Origin of the sequence: Gramella sp. AN32 (assembly GCF_023718305.1) — a bacterium.
Classification (GTDB): Bacteria; Bacteroidota; Bacteroidia; order Flavobacteriales; family Flavobacteriaceae; genus Christiangramia; species Christiangramia antarctica.
The window spans coordinates 125,487-138,726 of record NZ_QEYO01000015.1; the positions used below are offsets into that span (position 1 = coordinate 125,487).

Genomic DNA, 13,240 nt, shown 5'->3' on the forward strand with positions numbered 1-13,240 from the left:
AATTGAAAATTACTTTACAACATATCATGCTGCCTATAGCAAGTTTATTACTTGCTGCCTTTTCGTATGGTCAAAATCCGGCGTTTGGAGAGATCGATTCTCTTCTCAAAATCAGGGAAACCACAAAGGCATTTGCCCGACTGGAAAAAGTGGATTCCATCAATTTAAATCCTGCCCAAAAAGCGGAATATTATTACTTACTGGGTACCGCCGAAAGCCTCGATAACCAATCTCATAAAAGTTTCGATCACTGGCTCAAGGCGCGTAAAATCTTTCGGGAACTTGATAGCCTTGGCCGGGTGGCTCAAATCAATTTGCAGATTGTCGAGACGATTAATGCTACTAATTATTTGGAATTGGATATAAGCCCGTTTATGGATGAATACCTCGATTATGCGGAAGAACAGGGTAGTCCCAGACTTTTGTCCATTGCCTATATGCAGCTGGCAAAAGTCTTTATTGAAACCGATTCGATCCAATCCCGAAACTTTTTTCAGAAAGCACTCGCAGAAAATGAAAAAACTTCAGATTCCCTTTTAACCGCTAAAATCCACCATAACCTGGGAGTAGTCTATGCGGAAAAACTGGCGAAATATGATTCCGCTTTATATCACTATAAATGGGCATTTGAGGAATATGACAGGCGAGGCCTTACAGATTTTATGTCCTATATCTATAACAACAGGGCTTCGGTATATAAAAAACAGGGAGATTATAAGGCTTCCATCGAAAATTACCTTAAAGCAGATTCCCTCTCGGCACGGGAATATTCCAAAGAAAATTACCGGCTGCGCTATGGTTGGCTTGCAGAAGCCTACGAACTTGATAAGGATCTCGAAAACGCATTAAAATATCTCAAACTTCAGAACGTGTACCGGGACAGCCTCATGAACGAGGAGCAGCACACGGCCATGCTGGATATTCAAACCAAATATGAGGTGGAGAAAAAGGAGAATGAAAACCTTAGACTCAAACAACACCAAACCTTGCTTTGGATAGCGTTGGCCGGACTATTTCTGTTATTATTGTTAGCATACCTCGCCTATCGAAATATCAGGAATAAAAAGAAAATTACCGATAAAGAGCATGAAATTCAGAAGGAAAAACTAGAAAGCACCTTAAAAGAACAAGAACTTGCCGGGATCGATGCGATGATCGAAGGGCAGGAAAAAGAGCGGCAGCGTATGGCCAATGATCTTCACGATCACCTGGGAAGTTTGCTGGCCACCATAAAACTGCATTTTCAGAATTTAAAAGTGAGAAAAGATCGCTTAAAAGCTGAAGAGGATACCTTGCTGCAACAAACCGATGATTTGATTGATGAAGCCTACCAGCAAGTACGAAAAATTGCCCACGCCAAAAATGCCGGGGTCAAAGCGCAGGAAGGATTGCTGCCGGCAGTAAAGAATTTTGCCAGTAAAGTCTCCGCCTCAAATAAACTCGTGATAGAAGTAGAAGATCACGGGATGGACAAACGCCTGGAAAACTCTTTAGAAATCACCATTTTCAGGATCATTCAGGAATTAATTACCAATGTGATCAAACATTCCGGGGCGCAGGAAGCGGTCATTCATCTTACCCATCATGGTGAAATGATCAATATTATGGTAGAAGATGACGGGAGGGGTTTTAATGTTTCTGAAGTGGACTATAAAGAAGGGATGGGAATTTATTCAATTCAGAAGAGGGTAGAATATTTAGAGGGAACCGTTGATGTGGAATCGGTTCCTGAAAAAGGTACCACCGTAATCATTAATATTCCAGTATCATGATACGACTGATCATTGCCGAAGATCACAGAGCGTTGATCGACGGAATTAAAATTTTTCTTGAATATGAGGAGGATATTGAATTTTTAGGTTTTGCTCAAAACGGACAGGAGCTCCTGGAACTAACTAAAAGAAAACGTCCCAATTTGATCATTACCGATATTCGAATGCCGGTAATGGATGGAATAGATGCTACCAGGGAAATCTTAAAATTATTTCCGGAAATAAAGATTATTGCTTTTACCATGTTCGATCAGGATGATGCGGTTTCACAAATGCTTAAGGCGGGGGCAAAAGGCTATATATTAAAAAATTCCAGTCTTAAAGAATTATTATTTGCCATACGGCAGGTGCATCTTGGGGAAACCTATTACGATCCCAATATCAGCTTGGAATCATCAGGAGAAATTTCCAAAACGAAGGCTGTACTTACCAAACGGCAGCAGGAAATCTTAAAATTGATTGGTAAGGGAAAGACCAATCAAGAGATAGCCACTAAGCTTTTTATTGGAAAAACGACGGTGGAAACCCATAGGAAAAACATGATCAGGAAACTGGACCTACATGGCGCAGGGGAATTACTGCGGTATGCCCTGGACAAAAAGTATGATTTTTAGCAGAAGGATTTTTTTAAGCCACATTGTAATAGCTCCTGTTGCGTGCCAATAAATTAGACAGCTTTAACTAACTTCAAACGGACTCAAATAAGAGTACATTTTTGATATTCTCCTCGTTAGTTCCAAAATAGGATTAGGGATCTGGAAATACTCAATTATTTACAACATGAAGCGCTTTTTATACGCTTTTAATCGAAAAATCCTAACTAAACTTGTGATTCCGCATAATATTAGCTAAATACGTATAGAAATCTTCTACTTCCCTACAAAATAGATTTTCATACAAAGCCTAAGCGATGAAATACATGGCGATTTAAAAAGATGAAAGCGACCTGTTAAGGCCGCTTTAAATGTTTTCACAACGGAATAATCCTTATTGTGAATTGCTTTCAGAAGGGAAATATACAATAAATATAGTATTGAACAAATACGGTTTTCCGTAAAGGACTATTTTTTAGAACCAATACATTTAGATTAAACATAAAAAATGAAAAGAATTTTAGGATTGGATTTGGGAACGAACTCTATTGGGTGGGCGTTGATTGAAATTTTAAATGATGGGACAAAACGCATCATAAAACTTGGTAGCCGTATTATACCGATGGGACAAAATGAATTGAGCGATTTTGGAAAAGGGGTTATAAATTCAGCTACAGCGGCAAGAACAGGTTTTAGAGGAACCCGAAGACTCTATCAAAGAGATAATTTGAGGAGAGAACGCCTGCATCGAGTTCTCAATATTCTAGGATATTTACCGGAACATTATTCAAAATCCATCGATTTTGATAAACGGTTTGGCCAATTCAAAAAGGAAACCGAACCAAAACTCGCATATAGGCAAGATGAAGAGGGAAAATTTCATTTTATATTTCAAGAATCTTTTAATGAAATGATAGACGAGTTTAAAGCCTATGGTTAGAATATAAAGATACCTTACGACTGGACACTTTATTATTTGCGGAAAAAAGCATTAACCAAAAAAATCTCTGAACAAGAACTTGCCTGGCTCCTGCTCAACTTCAATCAAAAACGTGGATATTATCAAGCGAGAGGTGAAGAAGAAGAGTTTGATAAGAACAAGGATAAAGAGTTTATGACTCTTTTAGTTGATAAAGCTGTGGACTCCGGCAAAGAAATTAAAGGAAAAAAACTATTTGATATTTATTTTGCCACTGGAGATAAATATGATAAACAGGTTGTTAATACTGAAAATTGGATTGGTAAAACCAAAGAGTTTATTGTAACAACCAAAGAGCTAAAGGATGGCACAATTCAAAAAAAGTACAAACAAGTAAATTCTGAAGAGGATTGGATTGCGATAAAAGAAAAAACTCAGCAGAAAATTGAAAAATTCAACTCTGAAAATAAAGTAGTCGGAGTTGGATCATACATCTACGATTCGCTACTAAAAAATCCTACCCAAAAAATACGCGGTAAGCTTGTAAAAACCATTGAGCGTAAATTTTACAAGGAAGAACTAGAGAAGATTTTAGAAACTCAGATTCCGTTTCATTCCAAACTTAATGACGATCATCTTTACAAAGATTGCATTAACAAACTGTACAACTTTAACGAGGCGCATAAGGCGAACATTGTAGCAAAAGGCTTCAAATACTTTTTTGTTGAAGATATTATTTTTTATCAAAGACCTTTAAAAAGTAAGAAATCAACTATTTCCAACTGCCCTTATGAAAGCCGTACTTATATTTTAAAAGGAAAAAAAATAGAAAAACCTCTTAAATGTATTTCTAAGTCCCATCCACTATTCCAAGAATTTAGGATTTGGCAGTTTATCCACAACCTGCGCATTTATAAAAGAGAAGCTGAAATAGAAGGGAAAATAAAATTAGATCAAGACGTCACTTCGCAATATATCAGCAAAAAAGAAGATATTGAAAAGCTTTTTTATTACTTAAATAGAAGAAAGGAAATTGACCAAAAAATGCTTTTAAAGCATTTTGAGTTAAGCGAAAAAGAATACAGATGGAGCAATGTCGAAGATAAAAAATACCCTTGTAATGAAACGCGAGCCCAAATGAAAACAGGGCTTTCAAAAATGGAAGGTGTTAATCCAGAATCATTGCTAACCACAGAATTTATAAATAAGCTTTGGCACATTATATATTCTGTAAAAGATAGGATACAATATGGCAAAGCACTTGAAACTTTTGCAAGAAATAATGATCTAGATGAACAGAGCTTTCGCGAAAGTTTTATAAAATTCCCACCTTTTGAAAATGCCTACGGGGCTTATTCAGAAAAAGCCATTAAAAAGCTGCTCCCATTGATGCGACAGGGAAAATATTGGAGCCCAGATGAAATTGCAGATGATGTAAAAAAACGTATTACATCTATAAAAGACCGCCTTAATACTATTGATTTTGATACATCTAAAATAGAAAAGATAACCGATGATGACCTTTCAAAGCAAATTTTAAAAAGCTTTGCCAAAACTGAAAATCTTTATGAAGGTTTAAATACCTATCAAGCCAGTTATGCAGTTTACAACAGACACTCTGAGGTTAGCGACATCTTAAATTGGAAAACACCTCAACACATCACAAGCTATCTTGATCCAAAAATAGAAGGTGGATTCAGGCAACATAGTTTACGAAATCCAGTAGTTGAAAAAGTGGTTACGGAAACTTTGAGGGTGGTAAGGGATATATGGGATTGCTATGGAAATGGAGAAGAAGATTTCTTCACAGAAATCCACCTCGAATTAGGTAGGGAAATGAAAAATTCTTCCGATGTACGAAAAAAAATTACTGATTCAATCAATAAAAACACAGATACAAATGAACGGATAAAGACCATTCTTCAAGAATTAATGAATGATGAAGCTATGGAAGGTGATGTAAGGCCTTACTCAAAAGGGCACCAGGATATCCTCAAACTTTTTGAGGAAGGGGTTTATTCAAGTTCCCGAGAAAGTTTTAAGGGTATTGAAATTGATGAAATAGATAAAATAAGAAAAAAGACAACCCCTTCAAAAACTGAGATCAATAGATATAAGCTTTGGCTTGATCAAGGCTATATTTCGCCCTATACAGGTAATATTATACCGCTAAGTAAATTGTTTACAGCAGCATATGAAATAGAACATATTATACCCAGATCACGCTATTTTGATGATTCTCTTAGTAATAAAATAATATGTGAGAGTGCGATAAATCCGCATCCTTACAAGGGCAACTTGACGGCATATGGATTTATTAAAAGAGATGCTGGGCGTATCGTTCCTGAACTTACTACTAATGAGAAAACGATCAAAATCCAATCTTTGGAAAATTATGAAGAGCATTGTAAGACATACTTTAAAGGAAACAAAAAGAAACTTGAATTTTTGCTGTGTGAAGAAGTTCCAGAAAAATTCATAAACAGACAGATGAATGATAGCCGCTACATAAGTAAAGTCGTAAAAAGCCTTTTAAGTAATGTTGTGAGGGAAAATGGTGAACAGGAGGCGACATCTAAAAATTTACTTCCTATAACTGGCAGAATAACTTCTGAATTGAAAAAAAATTGGGGGCTCAACCAAATATGGGATGATTTATTAACACCTCGTTTTGAAAGGATGAATGAAATCACAGGTACAAACGATTACCGTTTTAAAAAGAAAGATGGCCACGGCAATGAAAACTGGATCAACACCGTACCGGATGAATTTGCAAAAAATTTTTCAAAGAAACGCCTCGATCACCGCCATCACGCTCTTGATGCATTGATAATTGCCTGTACAACAAAGGAGCACGTTAATTATCTAAACAATCAATCTGGAAAAAATAAAGAAAAACGCTACGATTTAAAGATTAAACTTTGTTTTAAAACGAAACCAGATGCAAATGGAAACTACAAATGGCAATATTATAAACCTTGGGAAACTTTTACCCAAGATGCCAAAAATGAACTTGAACAAACAGTAGTTAGTTTTAAACAAGATAAAAGGGTCATAAATAAAGCCACCAATAAATATATAAAATGGAAAGAAGATGACGGTGTAATGAAAAAGAAAACCGCAGCACAAAAGGGGACAAATTGGGCAATACGCAAAGCAATGCACGATCCAATGCCTTATGGAGAGATCAAAATGCAGTTCGATGTTTTGGATTTACATACAAGTTTTGGTAAGCGAGAATTTATTTTAGATGATGTAATAAAGGATCAAATAAATGAAGTTTTTGGAGCAAATGATCAAAATATAGGTGCTTCACAGAAATATGTGAAATCACATTCTACAACAAATAAATACGGTTTTAAAGTAACTAAGGCAAGATTTGCCATCAAAACAACTAAATATGGTAAACGCCAACCCATTAATAAAATTACAGCTGCCAGTTTAAATAAGGTCAGTTCTCTTTTAGAGAAAAACAGTAGCCAAAGTGAGGTAGTTAAAAAAGCAATTATGGATGCGGTTGATGAAGTTCAAAAAAGTATTTGGAAAGTAGGCGACCTGCAATTACAAAAAGATTTGGAAAAATTTCTATACAAAAATATCAATGATGGCAATATTGAGTACGCGTTGTTTAGCTCAGATGGTATTGATAAATTCAATTTGGAAAGAAAAGAATCTGGAAAGCATCCCGTATTTAATGTCCGTTTTGTAGAGGATGGAGATAAGAGGTTTGATTTAGGTGAAAGCTATTATACAGAGCATAAAAAGATGGAAGCTACGGAAGGGAACAATATGTTCTTTAATATTTATTGGGATGAGGAAAATGAGAAACGAAATTTTGAGACCGTTCCGTTGATTGAAGTCATAAGACATCAAAAGGAAGTGGCAAAACTGGAAAAGCAACAACGCACTGAAGTACCTACAGATGACTCTTTGGGTAAATTCTTATTTGCATTATCTCCTGAAGATCTGGTTTATGTGCCTTCTGAAAATGAGGTTAATAATCCAAGCACAGTAAATTTTAAATCTATTTCTGGCTTCAATTCCGAACAGATTTATAAAATGGTTAGTTCTACCAAAAATCAATGTTTTTTCGTCCCTTATCCAAATGCAACAGAAATTAAGAAAAATGAAAATGGAAGTAATAGTAAAAGTGAGCGTATTCAAAATTTAAAAAATATAGAAATTATGGATGACGATGAGAAAGACGCAATGATAAAAAGGAGATGTTGGAAATTAAAATCAGACAGGTTGGGTAATATAACAAGAATAGAAATATGATCAAACGCACCCTCTTTTTTGGCAATCCGGCTTATCTAAGCACTAAAAACGAACAATTGGTAGTTTCCTACCCGGAAGATGATAAAGAGGATAAAACAGTGCCCATTGAAGATATTGGGATGTTGATATTGGAAAACCCTCAAATCACACTGACCAATGGGTTAATCACCAAGCTTATTCAGAACAAAGCTGCTGTGGTAAACTGCGATAAACAACATTTACCCTGTAGTTTGTTGCAGCCACTCGAAGGCCATACCGAACAGTCCGAACGTATACGCCACCAGTTAAATGCAAGCCTCCCGCTAAAAAAGAATTTATGGCAGCAAACCGTTAGCGCAAAAATTGCCAACCAGGCGGAACATTTGTTACAGAGGGGCAAAAACCATAAAAAATTGGCCAGATGGGCCGGGGAAGTAAAAAGCGGTGATACGGCAAATCATGAAGCCATAGCTGCCGCCCATTACTGGCAAAATCTGTTTGATATTGAAGGTTTTAGCCGCTATCAAAAAGGCATCCCTCCCAATAATTTGCTCAATTATGGTTACGCCATTCTTAGGGCGGTTACCGCCAGGGCTTTGGTGGGCAGTGGCATGTTGCCGGGCGTGGGAATTTTTCACCGCAATAAATATAATGCGTTTTGCCTGGCAGATGATGTTATGGAGCCCTACCGCCCCTTTGTAGATGAATTGGTCTATGAAATAGTGGAAAGCGGGGAAAATATAGAAGAACTCAATACTTTTTTAAAAAGCCAGCTATTACAAATACCGGCGTTGGATGTGGTTATCGATGATAAGCGGAGTCCGCTGATGGTGGCCATGAGCCGGACCACCAATAGTTTATATGAATGTTTTTATGGCCTGAGCCGAAAAATATTGTACCCGGAATTTCAATAAGATCCTGTCCCGCTGAGCCTGTCTACCGCAGGCAGGCTTGTCGAAGCGTATTTAGGAACAATGTTATTTTATGAAAGATTCTCGTTTTTCAAGACTAAACCAATATAGGAGCATGTGGGTACTTGTATTTTTTGATCTGCCAACCGAAACCCGAACAGAACGTAAAGCGGCTAGCCGTTTCCGCAAAAATTTACTGGACGATGGCTTTGGGATGTTCCAGTTTTCTATTTATAGCCGTTTTTGCCCCAGTCGGGAAAATGCCGAGGTGCACATAAAACGCACCAAAAACGCCTTGCCCAAGAAAGGAAAAGTAGCGGTGATGCAAATTACCGATAAACAATTTGGGATGATCGAATTGTTCCATGGGCAGAAAGAAGCTGAAGTGGAAGCACCGGTACAGCAGTTGGAGCTTTTCTAAAATTTCCTGTCATCCCGAGTGCAGTCGAGGGATCTCTTTTATTACATATATCCTTCAAAAGGAATTTTACTAGGTATAGCGATTGTCAACTTATTACTGGCAGAATATGATGTTTTTACGTGTCATTCCGATAAAGGAGAAATCTCATCTTATTGATGGAGATGGAAACTTTAAACAGACGCTGCTTTACGAGGTGAGATTTCTCGTCGCAATTGCCTTGCTGTCGCAGGCCTTGCGCTGTCGAAATGACAATCTGCTTACATTGTGACGCCAGAAGAAAATTTCATTTATCCAGATCAGAAACAAAAAAGGAATTTGTATGCGAGCCGTAGCGGTTAAAAACCTCCTTATTTTTCAATCCTAAAAATGCACCTAAGAAACAGGATACCAGCTTTTTAGGGCGGGTATCCTGTGAATCCTAAGTACAAAGTACAATTCTGAAAGCAATTCACAACTCATTCATAGCAGTAGAAAACTTAATCAATCCTGTGAATCCTAAGTACAAAGTACAATTCTGAAAGCAATTCACAACTATTAGCTTGTGGTTCATAGCTTCTTTTATCCTGTGAATCCTAAGTACAAAGTACAATTCTGAAAGCAATTCACAACTGACATCATCGTAGGAAAGCACCTCATTATCCTGTGAATCCTAAGTACAAAGTACAATTCTGAAAGCAATTCACAACTTTAGTCTGCTTTCCCTTTGGGGTTCCGACCCTGTGAATCCTAAGTACAAAGTACAATTCTGAAAGCAATTCACAACATATTTGCTTTAATAAGAGGTATTCTCCATCCTGTGAATCCTAAGTACAAAGTACAATTCTGAAAGCAATTCACAACTGTACGGATGTTGACTGTCCGGGGACTGTTCCTGTGAATCCTAAGTACAAAGTACAATTCTGAAAGCAATTCACAACCTGATACAGTAGCTTCCGTAAAACTCACACCTGTGAATCCTAAGTACAAAGTACAATTCTGAAAGCAATTCACAACAACAGCCCATTGAGAGCCATCGTTTACAATCCTGTGAATCCTAAGTACAAAGTACAATTCTGAAAGCAATTCACAACCAGTTCTTGGCTTATTGCTTGCAAGAACTCCCTGTGAATCCTAAGTACAAAGTACAATTCTGAAAGCAATTCACAACACCAATTACAGCAAGGCAAAAGTTTAGATCCCTGTGAATCCTAAGTACAAAGTACAATTCTGAAAGCAATTCACAACGGAGATGGCGTGTATATTGAAGGAGCAGAACCTGTGAATCCTAAGTACAAAGTACAATTCTGAAAGCAATTCACAACACTAACTCCATATTCGCAAAAAGCCCCGGCCCTGTGAATCCTAAGTACAAAGTACAATTCTGAAAGCAATTCACAACTGGTGGTTTACTCCTTTTTATATAATTGCTCCTGTGAATCCTAAGTACAAAGTACAATTCTGAAAGCAATTCACAACCCTGGACATTCAACTGCTCTAAAACTTTTCCCTGTGAATCCTAAGTACAAAGTACAATTCTGAAAGCAATTCACAACTTTTTAGGTGCATAGATGTTATTTCCCATACCTGTGAATCCTAAGTACAAAGTACAATTCTGAAAGCAATTCACAACCACATACATGGATGACGATGTTGAAATTGCCTGTGAATCCTAAGTACAAAGTACAATTCTGAAAGCAATTCACAACGTCGTTTATCGCTTCTTTTATTCCTAACAGCCTGTGAATCCTAAGTACAAAGTACAATTCTGAAAGCAATTCACAACAGTTCTGCCCCCATTATTATTATTAGTATTCCTGTGAATCCTAAGTACAAAGTACAATTCTGAAAGCAATTCACAACTCAACTCTAAATGTATAATCATCAATTTTACCTGTGAATCCTAAGTACAAAGTACAATTCTGAAAGCAATTCACAACCCAATTAACCATTGGTAACCCTCATTAATACCTGTGAATCCTAAGTACAAAGTACAATTCTGAAAGCAATTCACAACGGTAGATACACTAGGCCTATTCTAGCGTTCCCTGTGAATCCTAAGTACAAAGTACAATTCTGAAAGCAATTCACAACAGAAATAAACACTATATTTATCATTCATGACCTGTGAATCCTAAGTACAAAGTACAATTCTGAAAGCAATTCACAACATCGATGGTCACATCAAATGTTTCGATCGCCTGTGAATCCTAAGTACAAAGTACAATTCTGAAAGCAATTCACAACAGGAGATAGCGGCGTGTATGATGGGTTCAACCTGTGAATCCTAAGTACAAAGTACAATTCTGAAAGCAATTCACAACAAAGGTGTACAATCTTAATTCAATATATTTCCTGTGAATCCTAAGTACAAAGTACAATTCTGAAAGCAATTCACAACGATCCGCCACATTTAATTCGTTGAATGAAACCTGTGAATCCTAAGTACAAAGTACAATTCTGAAAGCAATTCACAACTTGAACGTATCGATGGCTTTGTAGTCAACGCCTGTGAATCCTAAGTACAAAGTACAATTCTGAAAGCAATTCACAACACCAATTACAACAAGGCAAAAGTTTAGATCCCTGTGAATCCTAAGTACAAAGTACAATTCTGAAAGCAATTCACAACTGGGTTACTATCTAAATGTCTTATTATTACCTGTGAATCCTAAGTACAAAGTACAATTCTGAAAGCAATTCACAACTATGTTTTATAGGGGTTAAGAGGGAATTATCCTGTGAATCCTAAGTACAAAGTACAATTCTGAAAGCAATTCACAACGATAAGAAACGTGTTCATCACTCCCGTGCTCCTGTGAATCCTAAGTACAAAGTACAATTCTGAAAGCAATTCACAACATTAAGTTTATTACAAGTGAACCACGCAGCCCTGTGAATCCTAAGTACAAAGTACAATTCTGAAAGCAATTCACAACAGAAATCAAGGCGGTAAGGAGTTTAACATCCCTGTGAATCCTAAGTACAAAGTACAATTCTGAAAGCAATTCACAACGAATCATTATACCTTATTTTAACTTTATCCCCTGTGAATCCTAAGTACAAAGTACAATTCTGAAAGCAATTCACAACTAAAAGATCCTAAGTACAAAGGAAAAATAACCTGTGAATCCTAAGTACAAAGTACAATTCTGAAAGCAATTCACAACTTACTCTAAGTTTTTGCGTACTTACACGCTCCTGTGAATCCTAAGTACAAAGTACAATTCTGAAAGCAATTCACAACTTTTTGGTAGACATTGTAATATCCATTATTCCTGTGAATCCTAAGTACAAAGTACAATTCTGAAAGCAATTCACAACTCATAAGACTTCTCTTTTACCGGTCTCACTCCTGTGAATCCTAAGTACAAAGTACAATTCTGAAAGCAATTCACAACGAATCATTATACCTTATTTTAACTTTATCCCCTGTGAATCCTAAGTACAAAGTACAATTCTGAAAGCAATTCACAACCGGCTTCTATGTGTATTCTTAGATTCTGTACCCTGTGAATCCTAAGTACAAAGTACAATTCTGAAAGCAATTCACAACTAAAACAGTTTGTTCACCTTCTACACCTCCCCTGTGAATCCTAAGTACAAAGTACAATTCTGAAAGCAATTCACAACGGGTATGAAGCTATTATCATGCGTTCTGATCCTGTGAATCCTAAGTACAAAGTACAATTCTGAAAGCAATTCACAACTTCCGTCAACGCGGGTTGAAATGGCGTTTTCCTGTGAATCCTAAGTACAAAGTACAATTCTGAAAGCAATTCACAACGAACTCGATAGTTGCATCATTTTTCTTTGTCCTGTGAATCCTAAGTACAAAGTACAATTCTGAAAGCAATTCACAACTCATCGTACATTGTATTAGCTACCTTCTCACCTGTGAATCCTAAGTACAAAGTACAATTCTGAAAGCAATTCACAACCCGTAAGTGGTGCGAGATGGTTTAAGGACACCTGTGAATCCTAAGTACAAAGTACAATTCTGAAAGCAATTCACAACATGAACTCACGTTCTATGCTAAGGGAGTTACCTGTGAATCCTAAGTACAAAGTACAATTCTGAAAGCAATTCACAACCATCTTACCGGTTTCCAAAATGTTCATATCCCTGTGAATCCTAAGTACAAAGTACAATTCTGAAAGCAATTCACAACATATTCCTTCACATCTTCTATTGTGCCACCCCTGTGAATCCTAAGTACAAAGTACAATTCTGAAAGCAATTCACAACACCGCTACTACACACAATAACTAAGCGTTCGTGTGGCCGGTACGGCCCAACATGAACGCAGTGTTGACTGAACCGGTTGTTTACCGATTGTCTACTATGGGGATTGGTCTAAATTGTGGGGTTGCTATTCAGCGATTTGGAT

6 protein-coding genes and 2 CRISPR repeat arrays are annotated in these 13,240 nt (G+C 36.9%); all 6 genes read left to right on the plus strand.

Annotation, left to right across the window (positions count from 1 at the left end; genetic code table 11):
* Positions 1-2 precede the first annotated feature (2 nt).
* The 6 genes from DHD80_RS15085 (at position 3) to cas2 (ending at position 8,873) form a co-directional block, all read left to right on the plus strand.
* Positions 3-1,772 carry a sensor histidine kinase gene (locus DHD80_RS15085; protein ID WP_251742293.1) on the plus strand — a complete coding sequence of 590 codons (1,770 nt, stop codon included), beginning with the start codon at positions 3-5 and terminating at the stop codon, positions 1,770-1,772.
* Positions 1,769-2,386: a response regulator transcription factor gene (locus DHD80_RS15090; protein ID WP_251742294.1), complete on the plus strand. Its 618-nt coding sequence runs from the start codon at positions 1,769-1,771 to the stop codon at positions 2,384-2,386. The genes DHD80_RS15085 and DHD80_RS15090 overlap by 4 nt, the downstream gene beginning before the upstream one ends.
* Before the next feature lie 487 nt (positions 2,387-2,873).
* Positions 2,874-3,305, plus strand: a complete 432-nt coding sequence (locus DHD80_RS15095) for a hypothetical protein (RefSeq protein WP_251742295.1) — start codon at positions 2,874-2,876, stop codon at positions 3,303-3,305.
* A gap of 36 nt (positions 3,306-3,341) precedes the next feature.
* Positions 3,342-7,562 carry a type II CRISPR RNA-guided endonuclease Cas9 gene (cas9, locus tag DHD80_RS15100; RefSeq protein ID WP_251742296.1) on the plus strand — a complete coding sequence of 1,407 codons (4,221 nt, stop codon included), beginning with the start codon at positions 3,342-3,344 and terminating at the stop codon, positions 7,560-7,562.
* Positions 7,559-8,455, plus strand: coding sequence for a type II CRISPR-associated endonuclease Cas1 (gene cas1, locus DHD80_RS15105; RefSeq protein WP_251742297.1), 897 nt, complete (start codon positions 7,559-7,561; stop codon positions 8,453-8,455). Before cas9 ends, cas1 begins: the two co-directional genes overlap by 4 nt.
* A gap of 70 nt (positions 8,456-8,525) precedes the next feature.
* The gene (gene cas2, locus DHD80_RS15110) at positions 8,526-8,873 is read left to right on the plus strand and encodes a CRISPR-associated endonuclease Cas2 (protein ID WP_251742298.1); all 348 of its coding nucleotides are present in this window, start codon (positions 8,526-8,528) and stop codon (positions 8,871-8,873) included.
* 408 nt (positions 8,874-9,281) lie between these two features.
* A CRISPR array of direct repeats spans positions 9,282-11,327; the repeat unit is 47 nt; unit sequence CCTGTGAATCCTAAGTACAAAGTACAATTCTGAAAGCAATTCACAAC.
* 107 nt (positions 11,328-11,434) lie between these two features.
* Positions 11,435-13,021: direct repeats of the CRISPR family, unit length 47 nt; unit sequence CCTGTGAATCCTAAGTACAAAGTACAATTCTGAAAGCAATTCACAAC.
* Positions 13,022-13,240: the final 219 nt, after the last annotated feature.